The organism is Paenibacillus sp. FSL H3-0457 (genome assembly GCF_037981725.1).
In the GTDB taxonomy this organism is placed as follows: domain Bacteria; phylum Bacillota; class Bacilli; order Paenibacillales; family Paenibacillaceae; genus Paenibacillus; species Paenibacillus amylolyticus.
Window position 1 is genome coordinate 4,655,246 of the sequence record NZ_CP150283.1, and the last position, 26,201, is coordinate 4,681,446.

Genomic DNA, 26,201 nt, shown 5'->3' on the forward strand with positions numbered 1-26,201 from the left:
ATGGAAGCACTGAACTCCGTTATAAGGAGGTTGACTATTGAATACCTCAAAGAAAAAATCGATACCTACGCGTCCTCACACATCCCAGTTACAGTCGGCTTCCAGGCTTTCCAGATCATCTGTCCATATCAAAAACAAATCCGGCAAGACGGCTAATCAGCGTTCTCTTAACTCCAGTTCACCCAACACACTGGATCAGCTGGCTATTGTTGCAGCAATACTCTCCTTAATTGCAGCCGCCATCGGGCTATATATCGCCTGGAAATCGTTAAGTAATCCGGATCAAACTGCTGTTGTGGTGTAAGCTGCTTGTTGCGCAGCTAATGGCTCAGGAGGCTCTCTCCTGCTTCTGACCTTATTCAGGGGCAGGTTTTTGCTTTTTCAATTACTCAACGTATGCTGGAAACGTCAAAAAACCGTTCCCCTGAAACGCCGGCATATACCGGCGTCTCTTTGGAAAGGTCATTTTTTATTCGGGCGCTGCCTCTGCAGCTTAATCCCCGTCCCGGGATACTGACCGAATTACAGAATGAATGTGCGAGAGATAATAACCAACAGAATGAACAATACCAGAATCGCACCTGTTGATGTCCATGCTCCACCACCGAAGCCTCCGCAATATCCGTAACCTGTACCTTTGAGTTCGCTCATCAGTGACACTCCCCTCTTCATCGAAGTACACTATAGACTATGTCCGATAACGCAACTTGCTTGGGCAGATCGAAAATTCTCCCGAGGAACGAGTAGATTCAGGCCCGTCTTCTTATGCACTCATTTCCCGTTGAGTTGTGACCACTTCTGAGTCAGCTCTGCAGGAATATAGGATGACATTTGTTTGAGCAGTTCAGCCGGATCAGCTTCCAAACTCCATAGACTGAGATGCGAGGTGTTGGAGAATCCTTCCTGTACGCTATGTTCTACCATCTTCATCAGCGGTCCATAATATCCGTTGACATTTAATAAGCCAACAGGCTTACGATGAATACCGATCTGTGCCCAGCACAGTACCTCAAATAGTTCTTCAAATGTACCCATACCTCCGGGAAGTGCAATGAATCCATCGGATAATTCAGCCATCGTTGCCTTCCGTTCATGCATGGTTCCCACTTCAATCAGTTGTGTGAGCCCTCCATGAACAACCTCGCCCCGGAACAATCCGGTAGGCATAACCCCGATTACCTCTCCCCCTTGCTCAAGAGCAGCATCGGCTACTGCACCCATCAAGCCCATGCAAGAACCACCATAGACCAGTGCATAACCACTATCAGCAATCTGTTTGCCCAGTTGAACAGCCTTCTCTGTATAATCGGGGTGATTTCCCGGATTGGAGCCTGCAAAAACAGCTATACGTTTCATTGGGTTTCACTCCTTCTCATGATCTATTTTAATAATATATAACATGAATGTTATGGGTATGTACAACGTACAACAGGTTAACAGAACCAATGGGCAAAAAAATACCCGACCGTTTGCAGCCGGCCGGGCTCCCATTTCAATACACATCAATTTAGAAGGGGTTGTTATTACCTAATATACAGACCGAACATTAAATCCGTATGATCTTTGCATGAAATGAATATTAAATCTTCGTATAACTAACGTATCCCACGGCGTGAACGTACGACAAACATATGCTTGTCTTTACGAAGAACCCGACCATCTGCAAGTTCAACCTGATCCTCGTCATGACGCAGAATCGTCGTGGATAATGCTACAATCTTGGCCCGGCGCCAGATCATCACCTGTGACTTGAAATAGATCGCATTTTCGAACTGAATCGCCTTTTTCATCACATATCCAACCTTGTGCACTTCAGAACGTGCTTTCTTTAAGGGAAGACTCTCTTCGGGAAGAGGTCTGATCATTGCGATATTGTCAAACGATACCTTAATCCGTTTCGGTCCGATCCGTACACATTCCGCTTCTTCATCCCACTCGACCAGCGTTCCCTTTAATGGCTCCCGTATGCCTGTTGCACGATATACCGCTACTTTTCGTCCTATCCAATGTCGCAATGTTCTCACCTCCATCTGTCTAGTTTTCAGGTATCTTCCAATCGATCGGTTCAATACCTTTGGAGGTCAAGAAATCATTGGCTTTGGAAAAGGGACGACTGCCGAGGAATCCACGATGCGCAGCCAGCGGACTGGGATGTGTAGACTCCAGTACCAGGTGCTTGTCCCTGTTAATAAAAGCACCTTTCTTCTGGGCATGACTGCCCCATAGCATATATACCATTGGCTCTGAACGTTCATTCAGCGCACGAATGACAGCATCCGTAAACGTCTGCCAGCCCAATGCCTGATGGGAGTTTGGCTGACCTTCACGGACCGTCAGAACGGCATTTAATAGCAAGACTCCCTGCTGCGCCCAATGAACCAGAGATCCATGATTCGGAATGGGCAGGTCCAGATCGGCCTGAAGTTCCTTATATATATTTTTCAGAGAAGGCGGTACACGTACCCCCGGTCTAACCGAAAAACTTAATCCATGAGCTTGTCCCGCTCCGTGATAAGGGTCCTGTCCAATAATAACGGCCTTAACCTGATGATATGGCGTCAGCTTCAGTGCGGAGAACAGGTCTTCTTTGGGCGGAAAGACCGTCTGCGTTTTGTACTCGGCGGCGAGAGTGTAACGAATCTTGTTAAAATAGTCGGCTTCCGTCTCTTCCTGAAGCACCTTGTCCCAATCGTTTCCAAACATATGTATAGGCTCCTTTCCCCTGATGAATACAGTTTCGTTCAGCCCAACTACTGGGCTCTTCCTTCTGAGAGCCGCATGTCATGCAACTCATAGACTATCCACCATTTTAACATAACCGGGGACAGCAGACCAGAATTGCACATCAGGGTATACGTTCACCTCAAAATAAATCGTATTCTCGCTACATTCCGTATACTCATCCAAAAAAGTCACCTCGCTATTGCGTGGTGACTTGATGACTTTATACTTGAACGGGCACCTCTTCGACTTCTTTCACAAGCACACTGCTGATTCTCCGTAACCCTTCCTGAAGGACAGAACGCGGACAAGCCAGATTCAACCGAATGCAACCCTCACCATTGGCTACAAACATATGACCATCTTCGAGCAATACACCCGCTTGCTCAGCGAAGAATAAAGGTAAACTTACATTTTGTGGAGCATATGCCGAGATATCAATCCAGGCCAGATACGTGGCTTCCGGGATGTGAAAAACAGCCAGTGGCAGATGCTGCTTCACATACTGTTCTACGCAGGCGAAATTGGCGTCTAGATACTCTTTTAATTGTTTCAGCCATTCATCACCCGTTTCGTAAGCCGCTTGCGTGGCAGCAATGCTCAGTGGGTTTTTGAAACCATAATGGCGTGCCTGCCAGATGTCTCGAAGTGCCTCATTCGGAATGATGACATTGGAGAACATCAGACCAGCCATGTTGAATGTTTTGCTCGGGGACATGCATGTAATGATTCGATCCGTATCCGGGAACAGCTTTGCAAGTGGCGTATGTCTTTTGCCAGTCCGCAGCAGATCACAGTGAATTTCATCCGAAATAATCCATACATTGTTCCGCAGGCAGATCTCACCCACACGTTGTAACTCTTCGGTTGTCCAGACACGTCCAGACGGATTATGGGGGTTGCAGAAAATACATACCCTTACCTTCTCATCCTTCGCCTTAGCTTCAAAATCCTCAAAATCAATCGAGTAACGCCCCTGCTCGTTGATCATATCCGAACATACCAGTTCAAGATCATTATGCTCCGCAGCCGACTTGAAGAAACCATAAGACGGGGTCACGATCAGTACTTTCTCATCCGATTGACAGATGTATTCCACCAGTTCATATAAAGCGGGGATGATCCCGTTTGAGGTCTCCAAATGCTCCTTTGGGAAGGACCAGTCATAGTATCTTTTCATCCAGTTCGAGACAGCTTCATAGTATGCCGGATCAAATACCTGAGAGTAACCCATGATTCTACGGTCCAGACGTTCCTTAACTGCATCCAGAATCTCGGGAGGTGTGGCGAACTCCATATCTGCAATCCACATGCGAATAAATTCTTCATCTTTGAATGGAAAAGTCATGTCCTCTGTGGCATTAAAAATATATTGACGGAAACCATCCGTATTCATGGCATTTGTACCTGTGCGGTCTATAATCTCATCAAAGTTATATTTCATAGCTTCTGCTCCTCTGTCTGCTCAACATTTCATTGTCGTTTCATGTCGTATTACATCTATTATTTCATGACGCAGGAGTTGCATCAAATGCAATACAATCTATTCTGACGAAACAAATGAAGTTTATTGTTTCTCCAAAATAGGTATTTCCGTGAAAAAGTGATATATTTCTCATATAACATCATTTTTATGAATGACTTTCATCATTTTCACGTACTCTCAAGAAACATTGGCATAAGGAGAACCGGTTATGAACAATATCAATCAGGAAGTTGGCAAGAAAATACGAAACTTTCGGAAGTGGCGGGGACTGACCATTCAACAGCTTGCGGATCAGATCTTCAAAAGCAAAGGAACCCTGTCCAAATATGAGAGCGGAGATATTACACTTGATCTGGTCACGTTACATCATATTGCTAATGCACTCAACATCCAGGTGGAGCAACTCTTGTACCAAGAACCAAGGCATGCATCTCCCCTGATGAATGCGGTCCCGTCCAGCTTTTTCAAGAACTCCACACGTTTCTATTCCTACTTCTATGACGGGCGTAACAACAGTCTCATTCGTTGTGTCATTGACATGATGGCTCAATCGGATGCCAACCGTTATCGCACCGTGATGTATATGAATGTGAAGGATTTTGAGAACTACCAGGAGTGCGAGAATATGTATTGGGGCCACACCGAGCATTATGATACACTCACCACGCTGATTTTGAAAAATCAGGCCACGCCGCTGGAGAATCTATATATTAATATTCTGGCGTCTTTTCAGGAATCAGAGAAAAAGTGGGGACTGATGGCTGGTGTCTCCTTCAGACCTTTCATGCCTATCGCGCTCAAAATGTTATTCTCCAGAACCCCGCTGCCCGAGAATCAGGAGTTATATAATGAATTAAAAATCTCAAAGGAAGATCTGCGGACCCTGAAAATATACAACATGCTCGCCGTCACCTGAACAACGCAGAGCGTCACACATTCTCATATCATATGGTATGGAGACAGTCCCTCCCCATTAGAAAAGGCACTTCTATAAGCTGTTGGAACCAGCTCATAAAAGTGCCTTTCGCTTTGACGCTATTCGATCAGGGAATAAGCGAGACTACGCTTAGTTTTTAATTAAATCAAGCGTTTCGTCAAACATTTGTTTCTGTTCCTCAATCTTGTTCTCATTACCGATCACGCAGCGCTGTTGCTGTTCAAGTATGGCCGATAAAAGCTCAGCAAAACCGATAATGTCGCTTTCCTTCGTGCTTAACACTTCGTCACGTTCCTGTTGCAGATCCGCTTCAGTCACATTCGACAGATAACACTCCAAAGAGAAAGCTCCTTCGCCATAAGGCGTTCTCGGCGTATCGAGATCCTGAATGGCACCAATGATATAACGCGTCATTTCCCGCTCGTCTGCCCGGAAATCTTTCAAATATTGCGGTATTTCTTCATATACTTTGTACGTTTTATCGAGGTTCGGATCACGATACGATGCAACGTAGCTGTCTCCGTTTCGTCTGAAGCCTGACATACAGCCATAGGCTCCGCCTTTGGCGCGGATATTGGTCCACAAGTAATCCAGAGACAGGATTCCCTGCAAGACCCGTAGTGAGCCGGTGTATTGATATCCTTTGTCGATATAATTGCCCGTTTGCACCACGTACTGCACCTCCGAAGGAGAACGGAATCCTTCCTTATGAATAGCCGGTGTGAATGTAAATTCTTCCTTGGCAACTTCATGTGTGAACAGCTTCGCTTTCAGGTCGGATACCTGTTGTTCCAGTCCTTCATATCCCTGCTCATCGGCAGTGTAACTAACAAGCAAATTCTCCGGTCTGAAAATATACCCCGTCAACTCTTGCAGACTGGAAGATAACTCTTCTTTTCTCGCCTCAAAGTTCGCCTGAAGATCCTCAAGCCACTGGTAAAAGGCAATGCCACTTACAGCTTCTCTGAAATCCGCGACCGCTGAATGTTTGGACGAAGACCGACCAATTCCCGCAGAGTGTCCGCTATTGATCAGATTACGTTGCAGGTTACCTTTCATCTGAGAGATGATCTCATATAACCGCTTCGAATTATCAAATTGGGAAGTGAACACGATTTCTTTGATCATATCAAAGGCAAATCCAAGCTTGTCATACAACACTTTTGCGTTGAACTCATAGGTCGCCTTGAATTCATTGTGCTTATGCGCGTTAGCATAAGATCCTATCCCGCTATGAATACCACCCGAATGGATATGGATTTCATTGGACAGTTCATTGAACGAGTAGTTTTGAGTATCCACGTAACCCAGTACATTTTTCAGCAACCCTGCATACGGCAGGAGATGACGTGGCACTTCTTTGATATCAAACAACAGTCTCAGATAACCAATTCCATTGGTATAAAGGTTATGATGGAGAATGGTTGTGCCGTCGACCTGTTTCACCGTTTGATGCAACGTAGAGGCCTTTGGTTCAATATCTTCAATCGATAACGTTGGAATGACCTGCTGCTGCTCTTTAGTTGAAGGTGTATTCTGATACTCGGCGAGTGCCTCCGTTTTCTGAATCAACGTCTGAACTTCTTCCTCACTAAGACCAGCCTGAATAGTTTTCAGACGTTCTTTCAACGCTTCTTCTTTGCGTGAGTTCAGCCCCTTATCCGGGGTAAGCGCCACAAAGGAAGTATGTGTGTTTTGCAAAATATATTTCTCAATCAGTTGCTCGAAGTAACCTTCGTTCATTTTTGTCCGCAGTTCAGCAAATACGTCATTGGCTTCCAAATGAGTGAAAGGTGCATCTTCATCGTACAACCAGCTTTGCAGGGAGGAGAATCCGTAGATCAGACCCTTCGGCATTCTGCCATAGTCCGCTTCTCTATGATTGAACTCATACGAGTTAATTCCAGCAAGCAGCGCTTTTGGATCAAAACCTTCTTTTACCACACGCTCAAGCACTTCTTTGACCGTTCCTAGGAAATCCTCTTTGCTCATCAGATTGCTCTTCTTCAGTCCAACGGTGAATACAGGCTGATATAGACTATCATCATACGAACCGTAGACGTCCTTCGCAATGCCTTTATCCAGCAAAGCCTGTTTCAATACCGCTCCCGGAGCGTTCAGCAGTGCGTATAACAAAATTTGGAACGAAATGTTCAGTTCCTTGTCCAGACTTGTGCCGATCACCGCATTGTAGGTCAAGAAGCTGTTATCCACTTCCGATTCCGTACTTCCCGCAGAGTAAGTCTTAACTGTGTCTACCCGTTCTGCAAAAGCAGGTTGAAGTTGAATGGCCGAATCAATCTCGATTCGATCATATGCACTCAGATAGTTTTCATCCAGCCATTGCAGCTTCTCTTCCATATCCATATCCCCGTAGAGATAGATGTAACTGTTGGAAGGATGGTAGTATCTCGTGTGGAAATCCAGCAGCCCCTGATACGTTAGATCCAGAATAGCTTCCGGGAATCCACCAGACTCGGAGGAGTATGTGGTATCCGGGAAAAGGGAGTTCAGCACTTCTCTACGCACCATTCGTTCCGGTGAAGAAAAGGCACCCTTCATCTCGTTATATACAACTCCGTTGTAGGTTAACTCATCGTCAGCAGAGGTCAGGTTGTAGTTCCAGCCCTCTTGTAGAAATATCTTTTCATTCTCATAAATATTTGTATTCAATACTGCATCCAGGTAAATATCCATCAGGTTATGGAAGTCATGATCATTACGACTCGCGATCGGATAGATCGTCTTATCGGGATACGTCATGGCGTTAAGGAATGTATTTAATGAACCTTTCAGCAACTCAACAAAAGAATCCTTGGCCGGAAATTTCTTGGACCCACAGAGCACGGAGTGTTCGAGAATATGGGCTACCCCTGTATCATCTTCCGGAGGTGTGCGGAAACCGATACTGAATACTTTGTTATCATCCTGATTGGATAAGAGTACAATTTTGGCTCCGGATTTCTGATGTTCCAACAGATACGCATCCGATTTCAGTTCTTCGATTCTGCGCTCCTGTAACACCTTGTATGGCTTAAGCTGTTTCAACATAAACTTGAGTCCTCCGTCCATAAGATTGTTTTATTGGTTTTGTGACTCTACATAAGTTCAAATATGTTTATTTACACGGGCACTCCGATGACAGAACAACATCTGTCCTCTCCGTTATCGTGTACATGTGTAGTTGAACCTATATCGTTCAGCAAGGTAAAGGTAATATATGCCTACGGATAGTATACACCATTGTTCTCTCTCTTCATAAAAGTCAGGTAAATGTCCCTTCTGATATGTATTATGCAGGGTTTATGTTTATGAGCTGCATGGTGATGTGGTCTGCAATGAAGTGACGATCATATTAAAGAACACAAAAAAAGATCGCATGCAGCTTGGTTAACAAGCGTCATACGATCTTCTTTTTAAGATGCCGAGGACCGGGATCGAACCGGTACGGTAGTCACCTACCGCAGGATTTTAAGTCCTGTGCGTCTGCCAATTCCGCCACCCCGGCAGGATTATGTATTTCTTGGCGACAAGAAATATCTTACCATGAACTAATTAACTTTGCAACACTTTTTTATAAAATAATCTAACTATATAAGTTTAACTAATGATTTACACGATAACGGAGAGGACAGAAAAAACTGAAAAAGCGAAGCGTTCGCCTTTATCACCAGATTTTCCCTTGAGAAGAGGGAATCGAAAAAATCTGGGGATAACAGCGATTAGAAGGTTATTCTGTCATCGGAGTGTCAGTGTAAATAATCTTTAGTTCAACTTATATAAATGAAACAGGCACTGCAAGCGTCAGCTCACAGTGCCTAGAAAGTCCGAGTTGCGGTCCCGGACTTCCGGTAAACCAATCTATATTAAGGGAGGTGTGAGATAAGAATACCTCCCCAACATTAAAGAAACCTAAAATCAGCCTTAAATTAAACTAAAAAAGTAAAATAGGTCGAACACGAGCCGCTTCTTCCTCACTGCACTCCACGATAACCAAGATATGGTCCTTTAAGAGCCACTCTTCGTAATACCGCGCATCCTCCTCCGAGATTCCCGCTTCAGTCAGTGTAAGCACCAAATCATCGGTCTCACTCCCAATCTCATTACCAGCGAGTCTACGCACTGCATTTCCGATCGACATCGTCTGATCCATTCGCTTCCCCAGACCAGCCAATATGCCTTTCAGAGCGCCAAAGGCACCATCTGTTCCGGCACCCTTCAAAGGTTTGGGCAGCCCCGTCTTTTCGCTCACCAGCTCCAGATTAAGCTGCTCCTTCGCCACCGCTCCCAAATATTTATCCTTGATGCCTTCCTCTTTGACCTTATTCAGCATAATTATAGCCTCGTTCTCGGTACGGGCCAGCCCAATAATCAATTGTGTCATTCCGTTCCCCTCCTTTTACCCTAATATAACCCCGTAATCCCCATTCAAAAACGGATCATCCACAGCTAAGACAAATCACCTAGAAGATTGTTGATTTCTCTTCTGGAAATCTATACCTAGTTCTGATAGACTAGATAAAGAAGACAAATTAACCATTGAAAACATTGACATATGGATTTAACATCTCATAATCAGGAGCAATGACTTATGAAAAAAGAGGTAGAAATTGCCATCCGGCGCAAGCAACAGATCATGGTTCGTAATACAAGCGGTCAGACGGTAACCGGATTTCCCGAGCGTACCGCTGATTCATCCATTCTCTCCTTACGTACGGTTCACGGCAGTCTGTGGATACCGTTTGATGAAATTGAACATGTTACGCGTCTGTTAAGCATCCGGTCTCATCATTTAAGCGGAATGCAACTCGTTTAGTCGGCTCTGCAATCCTTGAAACTCCAGTTCCCGTATAGATACGTTAACTAGATCTATTTATGCCAGCACTTTACACCAAAAAACCAGACGCATGCACGTCTGGTTTTTCTCTTCTACTTATCCTGTACCACGCTGCCACTAACCTCACAACAAAGGCCTTACTATCCTTGTTTCTGCCCAACCATATGCTGTTGTTACTTCACTACAAACTTCACTCGTGTTCCATCCGGATATGTACTTAACTGATTCCCTACCCATGAACCTGCACCACGATTATCTTTCGGGGTGATGTACTGGATATCTGCACCTGTTCCTCCCTCAGCGCACATCGCCATGGGCCACTCGTCACGATCCTTACCTTTTTTGACCGGAACACCCTTAAGTGATAAATCCCGATTGCCTTCCGCTCCATTACGATCAATGGTGCATACATCCGAATGCCCTGCCTTGATAGCAGCTTTAATATGGTTGGCTGTTTCGGGGTAACGCTCTGAAGGGAACGTAATGGTATGGTCTACACTCTTATTAGTCCCACCGAATGGATTAGGTATCTCCTCGGGCCATTCTCCCCCAGCCCAGGCGTAGAGGGCTACCAGCAGCATTGCTACCAGCGTCAGTACCTGCTTTTTGAAACCTTGTTTGCCTTTCCGCTTTCTTCTTGTGCGTCTCTTACTCATGCTGTGTCTCCCCCATTCAACACTTGCATTATAACAGAACGCCCGTTCGTAAAACAATCCAATACAATAAAAAAACAGCCGAGACCGCCCGGCTGTCCTGCTTGATTGATTATCCTACATTGGGAATGGCCTGTTGGCGCAGCAAGGGCAGTGTCACCTCAAACTGTGTACCTTTCCCCTCTGTACTCTCCACCGAAATCTGACCATTCATCAGTTCCAGCAGTTCTTTGCAGATGGTCAGACCAAGACCGCTTCCGCCAAATCGGCGCGCATGGGAGATGTCGGTCTGGGTAAATGCATCAAACAATTGTTCGATCTGATGCTGAGGAATGCCAATCCCCGTATCGCGCACAGAGAATACCAATACAACGGTATCCATCAGTTGTTGCCTCACATCCACCTGTAACTGCACTTCACCTTGTTCCGTGAACTTGATCGCATTACTAAGCAAATTATCCAGTACCTGCCGGAGTCTTAGCGGATCACCGATAAGCACATCAGGAACATTCAGATCAGCATGACAGAGCAGACGTATTTGTTTATTCCGTGCCGCAGGCTCATGTGTCTTCACAATCTGTTGAATCAGCTTCAGAGGTTGAAACTCAATGTTTTCAACATCCATTTTGCCTCTGCCCAGTTTCGCCATATCCAGGCTGTTGTTAATGATGTTCAGCAGCGCCTCCCCTGATTGACGTGCAAGCTCCAGATATTCTGTCTGCTCATCCGTAGTTTCACCCATACTGGCAAGTTCGATCATACCCATAATGCCGTTAAGCGGGGTACGAAGCTCGTGATTCAGCTTGCCGATGAATTCCAATTGCCCTCTACTGTTCATCTCAGCCATGGAAGTTGCAAACTTCAACTGCTGTTCGGCATACTTCCGTTCTGAAATATCGTATTGAATGCCTACAAAATATAAACACTCTCCGGATTCATTAAAGATCGGATCGATATTCAATTCGTTCCAGAACTTCTGACCACTTTTTGTATAATTTAAAATATCAATCTTAATGGACTGTTGTTTCTTTAACGCATCACGAATCTGCATTATCGTTTCCGGGTCTGTATCCTGCCCTTGCAAAAATCGGCAATTGTGTCCGACCGACTCTTCATACGTATATCCTGTCAGTTGGGTAAAGTGTTCGTTTACATACATGAGCGGAAGCTCAGGCAAGGTAGCATCGACCACCGTCACGGAGGATTTCACTTTCGAGATGATAAATTCCCATTGTAATGAGAGTTGATTATGTTGGCTCATGCCTTCCTCCTTCATCTCACACACATTAATGTTTATATATTCTGCAATCGTACATTATAAGGAGAGAAAACTAACCAGTCGGAATGTGTTGATATTAAATCAATATATTTTAATTGTAACATAGTTATTCAAGTCATGTGGTTTATGGGTAATAGTTGATAACTAACATTCCACAATAACCTAACTACTCACCAGGAGGAACATACATGAAATTTCTGTTAATTATCATCATTATTATTTTGATTGTAGTCTTTTTTACCAGACGCAAACGTTAAAATAAGATCCGTTATGTAAGTGAGAAAGGAAGATGGGTATGAGAACCCTCTTTTTTATATTCATGGTACTCTGTATCATCAATCTCTGTTTCCCAAAATTCGGCTGGTATCTGCGCTATGGCTGGATTTCCCGGGGCGAAGCCGAACCCAGCAGGCCTTATATGACTATGGTCAGAACGACCAGCCTGCTGATGTTGCTTATCGCCTTCACACTTGCTGTGGCATGAACTATAGGCATTAGAAGATAACTGCCCTGTTGGGCAGTTTTTTTGTGATGAAATGACGGGAAAATGATAACTTTGTTTGTGGTGCAATGATGACAATGCCCGTAATATAGATATATCGTTTCGGAAAGGACATCATTGGCATGAACATCGCATTTTATCCGTACTGGGCCGCCAAAACGCTGCTCTCGCTTATTAATGTCATATATATCATGGTCATTACTACATTTATATACGGTCTCACTGGATCGGTACTCTCTGCTGCAATGTTTCCACTTATTCAGATCATTGCACGCATAATAGCCGGTCTCACTTTGCCATTACTTGTGAACCGTTTCCCATTCTCCAGACTATTGATCAGCATTTCCATAGCCAAAACATTAATCATGACCTGTATAGCCATTTCGTTGAATCACTTGATTTCACAACTGCCGCTTCTATTGCTCGGAGTGATTGTATTATCCTTCTTGGACGGATGGGAAACTCCGTTACTGAAGACTTTAACGCCACGATTGGTTCAAGGTGAAGACCTTATAAAAGCAAATAGCCTACTATCTTTCTCCAATCAGACTGTAACCATTGTCGGTTACGCCATGACGGGATTCGCCGTGATGAACTGGGGGGCGTCACAGACCTTCTGGGCAGCTACAAGCCTGTCCTGGGCCGTTCTGATCTTCATGATTGCCATGGGCTCGCTCACACGGAATGTAGAACAACCTCAGAAATCTGCTGTATCGCGGAATGTATTGAGGGAAGGTTGGAGTATACTTTGGAAGAATCCATCCTTACGGCTGATTACGCTTATGGACATTGCCCAAGCACTTGCGGGTTCCATCTGGATCGGAGCTGTTACGCTGGCCTTTGCAAAAGAAGCTCTGGGACGAGGAGAAGGTTGGTGGGGACTCATGAACTCGAGTTACGCTGCTGGAACCATGCTTGGAGGTATTCTGGCTCTTTCGCTGGCCAAACGTATTCAGAAGCATCTATTCGCAAGTATGACCATGGGTTCTCTTCTCTGCAGCCTGCTGACAGTCGTTTATGGTCTAAACAACCTGCCATGGCTCGCTCTGGTGTTATGCATACTCATGGGTCCAGTTCATCAGATCCGTGATGTGGCTCAGCAGACAGCGCTTCAGAACAGTGTACCTGTCGAATCCCTAACCAAGGTATACGCCACCCATGGCGTCCTGATATCCACGGTTATGAGTGTATCCATAGTTATCTTTGGTCTAGTCGCCGATCAACTAGGCGTTCGATGGGTATACCTTATCGGCGGAGCCTTGTTTATTGTGTCTGCGATATGCTCATTATCGTTGAGCAGGGTTCACAGGAACCAGCCCATTGGTAAACATACGAAAAATATGTAAAGCAAAAGAGACGAGCAACATTCTGCTCGTCCCTCACAATCTCAATCCAATCGATAATCTGTCAGCGGCTTGCCTTTTTTATAATACAAAGTAGGTGACAATATATTGAAGAAAATGTGCACATCCGGCATATATGCTTCTTCCAAAATAGCTTGCACCGACGATGCAATCCGATTATGAATCTCCTGGTCACGTTGAAACATCAGAATCTCTATAGAAGCCGGAGAAGGTGTTAGCGCTTGTACATCATGACGCTCTGCCTTCATTCTCTCCCTTGGAATATGAGTAATTAGGGCCATCTGCTCTGTAATTTGGGGTACAACTTCCTCTAGTTGAGGACCTGTGAATCCTTTAAAGCGAATAAACGGCATTGCTATCCCTTCAATCTCTGTTAATAGTCTCTTATGTGATTTTAAGCACATTGTTTTCAGTTGTCAAATGTCATGGATGGCATATGTTGTTTCTTATAAACAGGAAAAGCCCCGCTGAAGTCTCAGCGGAGCCCACTGTTTGCACGTTTCTATACGTGACTTACAGCCAGAAAGATTTTGTGATGATCACGAGCAGGATAAAAAGCACAAGAATTGCACTTGTAGAAGTCCATCCGCCACCAGCATTACAACAACCGTATCCAACTTGACTCATTTGATTGGCCTCCTTTGAATTTCAAGGTATGCCATAACATATGCGTATTCCGCGCAAGTGACCGGGCGAATCGGCAAGTTCAACAGCCCATTCATCCGGGATTCATACCCGTTGATTTAACCGAATGGGCGATGGAGATTTTCAGTTGTTTTTCTTGTGACTCCTGAGGTGAAGGGTCTGTATTTCCTCTGTCCAGAAGGATTGTAAGAGTACGTGTATCACTTCGGGATGCCAGAACAACCTCTCCATCAGGTGTTATACAATACGCGATTGGAATGGATATCTCGCTATCACGGTACGAACCATCCGCATGGCTTGTCCCCATGACAATACATTGATGCTTCAAGGCGATCTGCCGAGCCTCTTCTACCCACTCACTGTACTGCTCTTCACTGAACATGCCCACACCAATGGAATGCATCACAATGTCCACATTCCCTATATTCTCATTGCGAAATCCTTGCAAGACCAGCTCATCACACAACAAAGTGCTTATTACCCAACCCTGTTCCTGAGCCGTCTCAGCAGGTGTATATTTAGCTTTCTCCAATACAACCTCTCCAGCCGTACTGATGATGATCGATCGGTCCTTCGGGCGTTCGTCCAACCTGCGATGACCTGATACAATCATGGTTCCATATTCAGCCGCCAGGCGGCAAGCGTCTTCGACATTCTGGTTCAGATAACCTTCAGGAAAAAACAATATATCCGCATCAGGGTGTTGCTTGAGTTCGGCTTCAAGCTGCAGCAAATCCTGTTCCAGCCTCGGTTGTCCAATAATAATCTTCATCTGGTATCCCCCATTCATAAATAAAAGCCGGTTCATACCTGAATAAGGTACGAAACCGGCTTAAAGGTTGTACGGACAGAACTCCTGCTCATCGTACATCACTTCAAGAGTAATTGTTTCTCATGTTATTGCTCGACGACACAATTACCTTTACAGTTGAATGATATGTAGTTAGGCATTTCTACGTTCAATACTATCATATATAGCCTGCCCATCATAGCTTCGATCTGTAGCGATATCTTTCACAAAGAGGGCGCTGCCTGCAGCACTGTTTGCATTAACAGACAGAACGCTAAATGCACCCACAACCCACATTAATGGATATAATGCAATGGATAAGGCTTTTTTCATGTTTTTGTCTCCTTTTCTGTTGAAATAGATGATTGGTTGAATATCCCATTAATACGATTACAACCCAATTAGGTTTCAATTTTATATACAACCATCACTATTTCTAGACATACAGGAGATAAACTAAAATTGTTCCGTTCAGATCAACTCGAAACTCTGGAGCAAGGCTGCCGCCTCTTCATGATCAGGTTCCAGAGCCAATACTTTATGGGTATATGACAGGGTTTCTTCTTCCAGTTCAAGTTCATAACAGCACACAGCCAAATCGTATAAGACCGCTGGATTATGGTTACTCGGATCTGCAACCAATGATATCTCCAGAAACCGTTTTGCATCCTCATACATATACATCTCATATAACAGCTGCCCTGCCAGAAATGCGAGACCTCCTTGTTGCTCCATCACATAGTAGGACGACCACATCGTATGAATACCAGACTGAATATCGAGCATTTCCTCATCACTTGCATCAGGAAGAAGACTGGAAATGTGGGTAGCACTGTGAATCAAGAACTCCGCATCATATCCACCCAGACGCCAAAACGGCAAAATATGCTTTAACTCCATACTCTCTATTCGAGAGTCTACCCATTGTTTCATGCTGAAAAAGTCATCCGGTCCAAAACGTTCAACAAATCGATGGTAGGCCAGACGTGTGTTCACATAACTAATGGGTTCTTCAACCATCAACATACACCCAACATTCAGATCTTTATAATGATGTGTTGTGAATCGAGTATGAGCGCCCTGTTGTTCAAGAACATATTGAATCGCATGGTAGTTAGCCGTTAGAGAAAAACTCCCGTGAAGAACAAATTCAGGTGGCTCTGCGAACTTCCAGTTATCCAGGCGATGATCCCCTTTATCAGCGGTAATCAACACATAACCTGACTGTGACAGCTTGTTCAACCGTTCGAGACAGGACAACCCGATTGCAGGGAACAGAATGTGCGAGTCCTCCAGTTCCTCTTTGTACAATGTGATAAGCTCCTGATACGGATAGTTATCCGCACTGTATTCGGGCGCTTGGCGATACTCATAACTCAGCGTCATGTTCTTCAGCATCTCAGCGGGCTCAAGATCAAGACGACGATCCGGAGACTGTACAAGCAGATCACACTCATAGATCTCGCCATCCCCAATGTAGATTAATTCCTGTGGAATGCTGTCAAAAAAGTAATTAGCAATCAACAACAACGGTTGTTTCAGATCACCGGGCTGAATAACCGTTCCTGCAACGACCAGATTCAATTCCGTATCCGCTACAGCGTCAAAACGTGCAAAATCCACTATACCTTGTTGAATAAAGGATTGCATGGATGGATGCTCCTGCCAACCCAGCACATTCTCCGCTACGAGATCCGTCATCACATATCTGAAAGGCGGTAAAGGTATTCCAGCAAATTCTTTTAACTCAATCAGTTTCAGGAGAACTTGATGTGCCAAACGCCCTACACCCGCTCCAAGTTCAAGAATGGTTACGGTCTCGCTGATCTTTCCTTTGTTCGAGAGGTCCTGAAGAAAGCCAAAAATCATCTCTGCATACGCCGTGGCAATCATCGGATTACTCGTAATATATTGAGGAACTTGGTTCTCTGTCCAAGCTTGTAGCCCCTTCTGTTCATAATAAGCTCTCTGCCAATCCCAGACCGGAGCTTCACTGTAACGAAAACGTTGACTTTCATTTGACGTCATTAAACGGAAACCTGCTTTCTATCACTAATTTCATACGTTTCTCAGATGTTCACGTATTATTTGATGTCCAATACCATTCAATCTCTGTAATGCATTATATCATAGAACCCTACCTACTCGATGAAGTTCAGTTTTCCCCTTCAACAGGAAAAAAACCTGCTTTTGAGGGCAGGTCCTTGAGGCCTTTCAATTAAGAAGACTATTGATCTAGTTTACTTAGGCAAGGACGCTCAACATTAGTCGGAATACACAGCTCCATCAAAGTTCTCAGGGCCTACACGGATCGTACCGAGCAAGTTGGAACTGATAAATGCAGTGTACGTCAATTGAGGTGTGATAGGCGGGTTGAAGTCATCTGCAGAGAACGTAATAATCTGAGGTGCAAGGACACTCAAGCTAAACGTAGACGTTGCGGAATAGATCACAGGGTCCGTAGCCAAAGTCCCCCTAACAATTGTAATAGTTACACCAACGAGTGCCAAAGGAAGTTGCACAGACACCGTTCCTTTGAATTGTACACGTGGGTTTGCCCCTGCTCCTGCTGTTTGCAGACCAATCTGGCCGAATAATTGTGGTGTATTAATAACCAGGATTGGTATTGCAATAGAGTTAGCCAAACTCGCATTCTGAGATGTTCTTGCATCAAGAAATTGACTCATGAAATCTACCTCCTATGGGTTGGGATAAGGTAGTATATGCGAGATTTGAGATATGGCATGGACATACATCGTGATTCGAAAAAAAGGGCATACTAGAAAGACACCATTAACAATATACTTTTTCCTCCAAAGCTTACATGTAGACAGAAAAAAACCCTTGCTAGGCAAGGGTTTTAAGAGTATGGGCCCTACAGGACTCGAACCTGTGACCAATCGGTTATGAGCCGACCGCTCTAACCAACTGAGCTAAGGGCCCTAGACATAATGTATAACGTGCAGATGATGGCTGTGAATCATCCAAGTGAAACTAAATTGCGGGGGCAGGATTTGAACCTGCGGCCTTCGGGTTATGAGCCCGACGAGCTACCGGGCTGCTCCACCCCGCGTCAGTAAGAAATATTAAAACAGCGACTTAATTAATATACACCATTCTATCCCAATAAGTCAAGGGGTAATGTCAGGGAATAAAACGTACACCGTAACGTCCTTTACGTGATCGATAAACTTCCACTTCCGCTGGTTCATTATGACCGTAAATCCACCCATCCTGCTCCATACGTTTGGCCAGACACCCTGCCTGAAATTTGGTTGCATACAACTTGCTGAAATATACCCAGTGCATACCGCTCGTCCTTTCCGGAGTCGTCATTTATTCCTGCTTTTTGTAGAATACCCCATTTTCATAAAAATAGCCGCCAAAGATTAAAATCTTCAGCGGCTATCCTTAACTTATGATATGACTACTACATCAAATCTCATTGAAACGTAGCTTTAGGATCCTTTTTCAATTTCTCCAGCATCTCGTTTCCTTTAGCTGCCCACTCACCAAGTGCTTCTTTTGGTGTCTTTTTGTTCTCTAGTACCTGGTTGAAATATTCCATACCTTTTTCATTGACTTGCCATAAACCTGGGGATTTTTGATACATTTTATCCAGATTGGTATTTGTTGGCGGAATCGGCTTCAGCGAATAGAATGCTTGAATGTTATAATCCAGGCCGTCTTTGGGCTTGATGAAGCTCTTCCGTGATACCATCTCATAGCTGCTACGTGCTTTGATCTTAGCCCAATCCTCACTGTTCATGTACTTGATCAGTTCCCATGCATCATCCGGGTTCTGAGCCGCACTATTAATCGCCATGAGGTTGCTCAGGTAGATGCTACCTCCAATTTCAGGAGCTTCCGGGTGAACTGGAGGTGTTACCACATCCCAATCCACTTTCGTAAAGTCTTTCATTTTATCCGCATTTTTATTAGCATCAATTAATTGATTAATATAGCTGTAATCACCAATAACCATGGCTGACTTGCCACTCAGGAATAGGTCACCCTGTACCGGATCATAACGCCCACTCGGATTCTGATCCTGTGGCTCGTCGCCTTTAGGAATAACTTTGTCAATCGCAAGTTTGCTGATGGTGCTCCACACTTTCTCCCATTGAGGAGAATCTACTGTCATCTTCTCTGCTTTGTCATCAAACGTCTTCAGCTGCAACGAGCTGTAGTACTGCTGCATGGAGTAGTACGGCGGACCACCCTGATATGTCGTGAAGGAGAAACCAAATACATGATCTTTACCTTCACCTTTCGTTAGACGGGTACCCAGATTGAAAATATCATCCCAAGTCATATTGTCCGTTGGTGGTTCCACGCCTGCTTTTTCAAACATACCCTTGTTATAGAACAAAGCGGAGGAGGAAAACGTTGGTGTCAATGCATAGATGCTCTGGTCCCCAAGGTCCTTAATTCCCTCCAGCACACTAGGCACAATATCACTGGTATCAAACTTGTCTTCCTGCATCAATGGGTCCAGCTGTTTCACCAGATTCTCCTGAATTAATGATTTGACTGTAGAGGTATCAGCCACGATGACGTCAACCGGATTATCCCCAGTCATAATTTTCTTCAGACTTTCCATCGTATCCGGAGCTTCCTGCTGTTCTTCTGTGTTACCGTACCCATACATGCTGCTCTGATCAACGGCAGCCACAATCTCGATCGTTACATTGGGGTGTGTCAGTTCAAAAGCATCGGTAAATTGCTGACGGAAGTAACTGTCATCCTGTCCGCCCCACATCGTAGCCACACGCAATACACGCTGCTCCGTATCCTTCGCCTCACTTGCCGTACAGCCGGCAATCAGCGGCAGTGCTAGCGTCGCAGTAGCGATGACAGCCAGCACACGTTTTCCCCACATACTATTCTTCATTTCCCAGTTCCCCCTCTTAATTATCTTGGCGGTGTAATGACAATACGTTCACCGTCAAATTCCAATGTCGCCCGGTTATCAATGGATAAGGCCTCCAGATACTCTTTTGGCACCTGAAGTCGTCCTGCACGGTCTATAATGACAAATGCTTCATGGATGTCTGGCATACCCGCCTCGGACAAGTTATGCTCATCATCCAGATTCGGGTTGCGCTTCACAAACTCGGTACTGGTCAAGCCGTCCCGAATCGCAACGATCCGGTCCACCTTGCCAGCAAGCGTCAAGTCATGGGTAACGATGACAATCGTAACGCCAAGTTCCTTGTTCATTCTTCGAAAAATGCCCATGATTGTATCACATGTCTCGGAATCGACCGAACCGGTAGGTTCATCTGCAAGCAGAATTTTGGGACGATTGGATAATGAGATCGCAATCGCTACCCGTTGTTGCTCTCCTCCTGACAATTGATGCAATTTGTTATGCATCCGATCCTTAAGGCCTACCCATTCGAGCAACTGTTTCGCGTAAGCACGATCACGCTTGCCTCCCAGAATCATGGGAGTCTCCACATTTTCCAGTGCAGTGAGATAAGGCAGCAAGTTACGACCGTTATTTTGCCAAATAAAACCTACCGTATGACGTTTGTATTCGACCAATTGGGCATCTGTCATCTTGAGCAAATCCCACTCTCCCACAACAGCCGTACCAGCCGTAGGACGATCAAGCCCGCCCAGAATATTCAGCAAGGTGGATTTACCGCTACCGCTGTTACCGATGATCGCCATCATTTCACCTTGATTGACAGTCAGGTTGAGACCCTGAAGGGCAACGACTTCCACATCGCTGGATTTAAAAATTTTGACAAGTCCTTCGCATTGGATCACGTTTACCTCTCCTCTCCCATTTTGACTGCCTGGTGAACCCGCAATCTGCGAATCTGCCAGAGCAACATCGTTGCACCAATGACCAGCATCACCACGGTGACCCCATACAGTTGCAACATATCCTGCTGTTCAAACACAATCCGGAACGGAGGTACCTGAGCAGATACATTATCCGTCGTTTGCAGGAATGGCAGGAATAAACGACTGGATACCTGACCAATCCCAATACCTAGCAGGATCGACAGCCCCGCTGTGAACACCTGTTCCAGCAACAGCATTCCGCTCAGTTGTGCACGGGATAAGCCCATGGCCCGCAATACCCCAAACTGTACAACACGTCCGGACAGGTTGAAGAACCAGTAAAGCACGTATCCGATCAATGAGATAATAACTGATACCAGGAACCCAAGGCTCAGAATTCCGAATACACCACCTCTTGATGGATGTTTCCCCTGAGATACCAATTCGGTACGTACGTCACGCACAGACGATAACTCAATGCCTTCTGCTGCAAGTTTCTCCATTAAAGGAGCCACTTTGGCATCCGCTTCCATTTTCAGCCAAACCTCATAAGGAATCAGAGGCACCTGATCATAGATATAATCCAGATTCGCCACGAAGAATGGCATCTGATCTGGATACTGGGCTGGCCAGTAAGGAATGATCCCGAACACGACGAATTCAATCGCCTGTCCCTGTACACCCATGGAGACGAGGTCTCCAGTTTTCAACTTGAATTTGTCAGCAAATTTGGAAGAGATCAATACAGCCCCTTCATATTTACCAAGCAAGTCAAGGTACTTGTAGGGATGTGCCGGGAACAGATCATTGCGGAACCATGCCACTTGAGCAAAGTCTACATTATCAATTCCGACCAGCATCCCCTGTCCGCCCGATTTACCAGAGACGATAATATTGCCTTTGGTCTGCAGCACTCGTGCTGCATGTTCAACCCCGTCTAATCTGCGGAACACCTCGAATGGAGGTTCGGAGTAGATGACTTTGGATGGCTGCGAAGAACCGCCACCACCTGGAGCACCTCCACCGCCGTTGCCTCCGCCGGAACCACCACCAGCAGAACCTCCTCCTCCATTGCCACCACCTTGTTGACCTCCACCCGTACCGCCGTTCTGTCCGGAACCACCGGGTTTAACCTCAGGTGTTCCTTCCCATACAGTCTGCATAATCACATCAGAACCATAACGGTACAAGGTACGCTCAGTGGAATTCAGATCAATCGTCCGAGCTGCAGCCGAGTTGTACACCCCAAGTCCCAGTGTCAGTACAAGGAGGATCATCAGCGGATAATATGAAGAAGATGAACGCGATAACTGCGTTAATGTCAGATACAACGGGACCGGGAGAAACTTGCGACCGATCAACTGAATAAGCTTTAATATCCACGGGAACAAGCGCAGGAAGAATAGTCCAAGCGCAAAGATCGCGAGTGCGGGTACAAAGAATAGAAACGGCTGTACCTGCAACTGATCGGTTGTCATTCCGGTCTGGAAGGTCAACATCTGACGTTCATAGAACAGGTAGTATCCATATCCAGCCAGACCCAGCAACACAACGTCCAGGAACCAGCGCTGCCATACTGGAGCACGGTCTGTTCGTGCTTGCCGCCGTTTGGCAGATACAATGGTTGCCCGTGCATAAGTTATCGCAGGGATAAGTGATGCGATGATCGCTACAAGGACCGCTGCTACTCCCAGGAGAATAGCTTCTTTTGATACACCGATCGGAATAGACTTCCGATCTACGAACGAGAGAAAGCCACTTGCTGAACCAATACTCTTGGCCATAAACCAACCGAGAAACGGTCCAATAATCAACGCAATAACGCCCAGGAATATACCTTCAAGCAAGTAAAGAGAGAAGATCTGCCGAGCTGAAGCTCCACGGCTACGCAATACCGCAATATCACTCTCTTGCTTCTGTAATGACTGTCTGGCGTTCATCGCAATAAAATAAAAGACCATCGCAATCATCGGTGCTGCCAAGGTAAACAACATGGTCTGCAGTTGCAGACTCTGACTGCGGAACTGCTTAAGCAGATCACCAAAGGTGATGTCCACTTTTGTATCTTTCAGCCGCTGGTACAGATCGATATCCAGCCTTTCCAGCATGGAAGTCAGACCTGATAACTGGCTGGTTTGAATTTCTTTCAGATCAAAGGCATAATACCAACGTGAATTTTGAAGTGGAATCCCTTTTTCCTTCAGTAAAACATCATTAAAAACCGATTCATCCACATATAGTCCATTCATCATGCCGTCAAATCCTTGTACCCAGTAAGGGCTGTTCGGATCATCTGCCTTGAAGGAACCCGTAATCTTCACACGTAACGTGATATCAAGACCGCTATACACTGGATATTCCAGAATGTCACCGATATGCAGGTCGTTACGGTACATACCCTCTTCCAACATGACTGCCTCGATCGTGTCATCTTTGACCTGGTTTCCAGGTTTCACCCCGGCAGAGTAATTCACCTGTGCATCCAGCCCACTCATCGTACCCAGACTCATACTGCGCGCCCTGCTGGCATCCACTTTGGTTGGATCTTCCGGGCTCACCTCTGTGCTGCGAATGGATCTCGAATTCACATACGTATGAAAAGGAAACCCGATGTCGCGAGGAACATCCTCACGAATATAACGATCTACTTCATCCAGACCCCGTGTGTCTGTCTTCACGCCACCGGGTGCCTGATAACTCATAAGCAACGAACCGGCTGGCAACCCTTCACTGTTATCCTGCAGCGTTTGCGCGACGACCCGTTTCAACGCACCATCGGCATACATTGGAATACTGACGGTGAACGCTACCGCCACAATCAATCCGATCAGTGTGCTGAAGGTCATCCAGCGCGTGTTCCACATTTTGCGGAACAGCAGCCGAAGCAATGGCAGCCCCATTAGCGTCCCACTACTTTCTGACCTACGGTCAGACCTTTCAGAATCTCGACATCTGTCGATGTCTGCTGTCCAACTTCAACGTCCACTTCACGCTTGCTGCCATCACTCTCCACCACTTGTACATACGTTCTTGAACCGATGGAGCGTAAAGCGGATACAGGAATCACAATTGCGTTCTCGGTACGCTGCGTTACAATCGAGACCGATAGTGGTGTGCCACGTTCGACGCCTTTTGGCATTTTTGCAAGTGTAACGATGACATACTTATCCAGCGTTTCCTTGGTTGGAGGCGTACCGCCTTCACCCGTCCCTTCGCCACTGCCGCTTCCCGATGCTTCCGCGATAGGCATAACTTTAATTTTGCCAGCGACTTTACCAGCTCCATTAATATCTACTTCTGCCTTCATACCGGCCGAGAACTTCTCCAGATCTTCCTTGGCAAAGGTAGCTGCCACAACCAGATTCGATGTATCCGCAATCGTAGCAATCGGATCATACGCTTTCACGGTTGCACCCTTCTCTACCTGCACTGCAATAACGGTGCCGCCAAACGGAGCGGTCAACGTGGCTTTGCCCAGTTGTTCCTCCAGATCAGCGAGTTCCTGGCGTAGTTCTTCAAACGCAATCGTTGATTCTTCGAACTCTACCGGGTCCATCTCATCCTTCTTGCGGAGTGTTTCCTTCATTTGAACTTCGGATTTGCGAATAGCCAGTTTCTTGCCACGGATCTCCTTTTCTACACTCTCCACATCGAGGACAGCAAGAAGTTGACCCTTTTTCACTTTATCCCCTGGTTTAACATTTAACTCTTTGACATGCATGCCATCAAGCGTGAAGTACACCTTCTCTTCCCGCTGACTCATCATCTTGCCGCTGCCACTTACTTTTTTCTCCAACGTTTCCGTCCGGACTTCATATTCCGGTTTCTTGGAGATCGTTGGTGGTGTAATAGGCGGAAGTACTTCTTCCTCTGTTTCTGACGGCAGCAATGAGCAGCCAGACATCGTTGCAACCATTATCGCACCGAGTACAATAATCGCTGCGCGTTTCCCCCTCTTCGGAGCGGCCCCTTTACTTGATAAATCTGCCGTCCGCCATTTCATAAACATGGTCCGCAACCTCCAAAATTGTAGGATCGTGTGTAGTCATACATATTGTTACTTGTTCTACTTCAATAATATTGCGGAATACGGCCATGACCTGAGCGCCCATCTTGGAATCCAGTTCCGCTGTAGGCTCATCCGCAAGCAACAATCTGGGTCTATGGGCAATCGCCTTGGCTATAGCCACCCGCTGTTGCTCTCCCCCGGACATCTCGAAAGGTCGGTGCTTCACCCGTTTGGATAATCCAACCAGATCCAGACAGTGACCAACCCTGTCCTTCCATTCCGCTCGCGGAACGTCCGCCATTCGCAGCGACAGTTCTACATTTTCCCAAGCAGATAATAAGGGCATGAGTGCATACGCCTGGAAAATAAAACCGATCTCTTTGCGCCGCAAAGCGGTCCGCCGCCGGTCTCCCCAATCCTGAAGAGGCTGACCAGAGAACAGAATGTCTCCACTTGAAGGCTGATCCAGTCCACCGAGCATATTCAGTAGTGTTGTTTTGCCTGAGCCTGATCGCCCCTTCAGCATGACCAGTTGTTGCGGATTCACTTCCATATCAATGCCTTTGAGCACATGGATAATGCGACTGCCTGTCTGGAAACTGCGATGCACGTTACGCACCTCCAGTACAGGTCCATCATATGGAGGCAGCATATCCTTCTTTGGTTTGATCTTCTTCTGGGGTTCATCAACAGTGATGACAGCAGCTGCAGCCACTTCATCTGAAGCGATTTCACTTTCAGGTAACGGAGGTTTACTCGTCGGGTAATCATGTTCATTGTTGTATGTATTTTCCCCCGACTCCGTCGATGCCTCCAACGGTGTTTTCCCCTGTTGATGTTCATCGCCTGACTGGCTCTTGGCAGGTCTTTTTCTGAGAAATAAATTCTTCATGCCAGCAATCACGCTCATCCTTTCTTGAAATCCCGTTCATTTCTTCAAAAAACCTAAAATTAGAAATCTGTTCCATCCTACACTGAATTATAAACGACCGATCCCAACTAAAAGTTACAAGCTTTTTACAACGGTAGAGTGAAAAAGTTAATATTTTGATGAACAAACGAAAAAAGCATCCCAAAGTACGGGATGCCTCTTGCATATTCGATGGTTTTACCGCTATGACGGCAATCATTACAATTTTGATACCGTTCAATCCTGAACATTTTTTCGAGGTATCAATG

General features: G+C 45.7%; 26 protein-coding genes and 3 tRNA genes. 5 read left to right on the forward strand and 24 right to left on the reverse strand.

The genetic code is table 11. From position 1 onward, the window contains the following. Positions 1–37 precede the first annotated feature (37 nt). On the forward strand, positions 38–304 hold the full coding sequence (locus MHH25_RS20665; protein ID WP_076318886.1) for a hypothetical protein: 267 nt from the start codon (positions 38–40) through the stop codon (positions 302–304). Positions 305–522: 218 nt separating this feature from the next. Here MHH25_RS20665 and MHH25_RS20670 read toward each other — a convergent pair whose 3' ends face one another. From MHH25_RS20670 to MHH25_RS20690, 5 genes are all read right to left on the reverse strand, one after another. Beyond that, positions 523–651, reverse strand: a complete 129-nt coding sequence (locus MHH25_RS20670) for a hypothetical protein (RefSeq protein ID WP_255319930.1) — start codon at positions 649–651, stop codon at positions 523–525. Positions 652–771: 120 nt separating this feature from the next. Beyond that, on the reverse strand, positions 772–1,356 hold the full coding sequence (locus tag MHH25_RS20675; RefSeq protein WP_047843721.1) for a TIGR00730 family Rossman fold protein: 585 nt from the start codon (positions 1,354–1,356) through the stop codon (positions 772–774). A gap of 239 nt (positions 1,357–1,595) precedes the next feature. Beyond that, the gene (locus MHH25_RS20680) at positions 1,596–2,015 is read right to left on the reverse strand and encodes a hypothetical protein (protein ID WP_017687369.1); all 420 of its coding nucleotides are present in this window, start codon (positions 2,013–2,015) and stop codon (positions 1,596–1,598) included. A gap of 19 nt (positions 2,016–2,034) precedes the next feature. Further along, complete coding sequence (gene ung / locus MHH25_RS20685; protein ID WP_282320785.1) at positions 2,035–2,703, reverse strand: uracil-DNA glycosylase; 669 nt, start codon at positions 2,701–2,703, stop codon at positions 2,035–2,037. 241 nt (positions 2,704–2,944) lie between these two features. After that, positions 2,945–4,165: a MalY/PatB family protein gene (locus MHH25_RS20690; protein WP_076318884.1), complete on the reverse strand. Its 1,221-nt coding sequence runs from the start codon at positions 4,163–4,165 to the stop codon at positions 2,945–2,947. A gap of 250 nt (positions 4,166–4,415) precedes the next feature. On the opposite strand from MHH25_RS20690, the gene MHH25_RS20695 reads away from it, so the two are divergent. After that, complete coding sequence (locus MHH25_RS20695) at positions 4,416–5,123, forward strand: helix-turn-helix transcriptional regulator (protein ID WP_017687366.1); 708 nt, start codon at positions 4,416–4,418, stop codon at positions 5,121–5,123. A gap of 150 nt (positions 5,124–5,273) precedes the next feature. On the opposite strand, the gene MHH25_RS20700 is transcribed toward MHH25_RS20695, so the two are convergent. The 3 genes from MHH25_RS20700 to MHH25_RS20710 all read right to left on the reverse strand — a co-directional run bounded on the left by MHH25_RS20700 (position 5,274) and on the right by MHH25_RS20710 (position 9,528). Continuing rightward, positions 5,274–8,195, reverse strand: a complete 2,922-nt coding sequence (locus MHH25_RS20700; protein WP_076318883.1) for an insulinase family protein — start codon at positions 8,193–8,195, stop codon at positions 5,274–5,276. A 371-nt stretch (positions 8,196–8,566) separates the two neighbouring features. Beyond that, positions 8,567–8,652 (reverse strand) — tRNA-Leu (locus MHH25_RS20705). Positions 8,653–9,078: 426 nt separating this feature from the next. Continuing rightward, positions 9,079–9,528, reverse strand: a complete 450-nt coding sequence (locus MHH25_RS20710) for a general stress protein (protein ID WP_036674857.1) — start codon at positions 9,526–9,528, stop codon at positions 9,079–9,081. 207 nt (positions 9,529–9,735) lie between these two features. On the opposite strand from MHH25_RS20710, the gene MHH25_RS20715 reads away from it, so the two are divergent. Beyond that, positions 9,736–9,960, forward strand: a complete 225-nt coding sequence (locus MHH25_RS20715; protein WP_076318882.1) for a hypothetical protein — start codon at positions 9,736–9,738, stop codon at positions 9,958–9,960. A gap of 194 nt (positions 9,961–10,154) precedes the next feature. Here MHH25_RS20715 and MHH25_RS20720 read toward each other — a convergent pair whose 3' ends face one another. Further along, positions 10,155–10,637 (reverse strand): NucA/NucB deoxyribonuclease domain-containing protein, encoded by a 483-nt coding sequence (locus MHH25_RS20720; protein ID WP_051450038.1) that lies wholly within the window; start codon positions 10,635–10,637, stop codon positions 10,155–10,157. A gap of 109 nt (positions 10,638–10,746) precedes the next feature. Further along, positions 10,747–11,895, reverse strand: coding sequence for an ATP-binding protein (locus MHH25_RS20725; protein ID WP_076318881.1), 1,149 nt, complete (start codon positions 11,893–11,895; stop codon positions 10,747–10,749). A 313-nt stretch (positions 11,896–12,208) separates the two neighbouring features. On the opposite strand from MHH25_RS20725, the gene MHH25_RS20730 reads away from it, so the two are divergent. Next, complete coding sequence (locus tag MHH25_RS20730) at positions 12,209–12,397, forward strand: DUF6199 family natural product biosynthesis protein (RefSeq protein WP_083669812.1); 189 nt, start codon at positions 12,209–12,211, stop codon at positions 12,395–12,397. Positions 12,398–12,537: 140 nt separating this feature from the next. After that, positions 12,538–13,761 (forward strand): MFS transporter, encoded by a 1,224-nt coding sequence (locus MHH25_RS20735; protein WP_076318879.1) that lies wholly within the window; start codon positions 12,538–12,540, stop codon positions 13,759–13,761. 41 nt (positions 13,762–13,802) lie between these two features. On the opposite strand, the gene MHH25_RS20740 is transcribed toward MHH25_RS20735, so the two are convergent. From MHH25_RS20740 to MHH25_RS20805, 14 genes are all read right to left on the reverse strand, one after another. Further along, entirely contained in the window at positions 13,803–14,132 is a 330-nt protein-coding gene (locus MHH25_RS20740; protein WP_036614785.1) for a DUF1904 family protein, read from the reverse strand. A 160-nt stretch (positions 14,133–14,292) separates the two neighbouring features. Then, positions 14,293–14,406 (reverse strand): YjcZ family sporulation protein, encoded by a 114-nt coding sequence (locus MHH25_RS20745; RefSeq protein WP_082219140.1) that lies wholly within the window; start codon positions 14,404–14,406, stop codon positions 14,293–14,295. Between the two features lie 91 nt (positions 14,407–14,497). Next, positions 14,498–15,196 (reverse strand): hypothetical protein, encoded by a 699-nt coding sequence (locus MHH25_RS20750; RefSeq protein ID WP_076318878.1) that lies wholly within the window; start codon positions 15,194–15,196, stop codon positions 14,498–14,500. A 171-nt stretch (positions 15,197–15,367) separates the two neighbouring features. Further along, the gene (locus tag MHH25_RS20755; RefSeq protein WP_036674855.1) at positions 15,368–15,547 is read right to left on the reverse strand and encodes a hypothetical protein; all 180 of its coding nucleotides are present in this window, start codon (positions 15,545–15,547) and stop codon (positions 15,368–15,370) included. Between the two features lie 138 nt (positions 15,548–15,685). After that, positions 15,686–17,242 carry a hypothetical protein gene (locus MHH25_RS20760; RefSeq protein ID WP_076318877.1) on the reverse strand — a complete coding sequence of 519 codons (1,557 nt, stop codon included), beginning with the start codon at positions 17,240–17,242 and terminating at the stop codon, positions 15,686–15,688. 236 nt (positions 17,243–17,478) lie between these two features. Then, positions 17,479–17,901: a hypothetical protein gene (locus tag MHH25_RS20765; protein WP_036614795.1), complete on the reverse strand. Its 423-nt coding sequence runs from the start codon at positions 17,899–17,901 to the stop codon at positions 17,479–17,481. A gap of 182 nt (positions 17,902–18,083) precedes the next feature. Next, a tRNA-Ile gene (locus MHH25_RS20770) sits at positions 18,084–18,157 on the reverse strand. A 56-nt stretch (positions 18,158–18,213) separates the two neighbouring features. Beyond that, a tRNA-Met gene (locus tag MHH25_RS20775) sits at positions 18,214–18,287 on the reverse strand. A gap of 71 nt (positions 18,288–18,358) precedes the next feature. Next, on the reverse strand, positions 18,359–18,550 hold the full coding sequence (locus tag MHH25_RS20780; RefSeq protein ID WP_047843730.1) for a hypothetical protein: 192 nt from the start codon (positions 18,548–18,550) through the stop codon (positions 18,359–18,361). Between the two features lie 106 nt (positions 18,551–18,656). Continuing rightward, the gene (locus MHH25_RS20785) at positions 18,657–20,108 is read right to left on the reverse strand and encodes an extracellular solute-binding protein (protein ID WP_036674852.1); all 1,452 of its coding nucleotides are present in this window, start codon (positions 20,106–20,108) and stop codon (positions 18,657–18,659) included. A gap of 20 nt (positions 20,109–20,128) precedes the next feature. Beyond that, the gene (locus MHH25_RS20790; RefSeq protein ID WP_076318876.1) at positions 20,129–20,992 is read right to left on the reverse strand and encodes an ABC transporter ATP-binding protein; all 864 of its coding nucleotides are present in this window, start codon (positions 20,990–20,992) and stop codon (positions 20,129–20,131) included. Positions 20,993–20,994: 2 nt separating this feature from the next. Continuing rightward, entirely contained in the window at positions 20,995–23,913 is a 2,919-nt protein-coding gene (locus tag MHH25_RS20795; protein ID WP_340017943.1) for an FtsX-like permease family protein, read from the reverse strand. Further along, positions 23,913–25,022, reverse strand: a complete 1,110-nt coding sequence (locus tag MHH25_RS20800; protein ID WP_036614803.1) for an efflux RND transporter periplasmic adaptor subunit — start codon at positions 25,020–25,022, stop codon at positions 23,913–23,915. The genes MHH25_RS20795 and MHH25_RS20800 overlap by 1 nt, the downstream gene beginning before the upstream one ends. Continuing rightward, on the reverse strand, positions 24,985–25,932 hold the full coding sequence (locus tag MHH25_RS20805) for an ABC transporter ATP-binding protein (protein WP_340017944.1): 948 nt from the start codon (positions 25,930–25,932) through the stop codon (positions 24,985–24,987). Before MHH25_RS20805 ends, MHH25_RS20800 begins: the two co-directional genes overlap by 38 nt. Positions 25,933–26,201 lie beyond the last annotated feature (269 nt).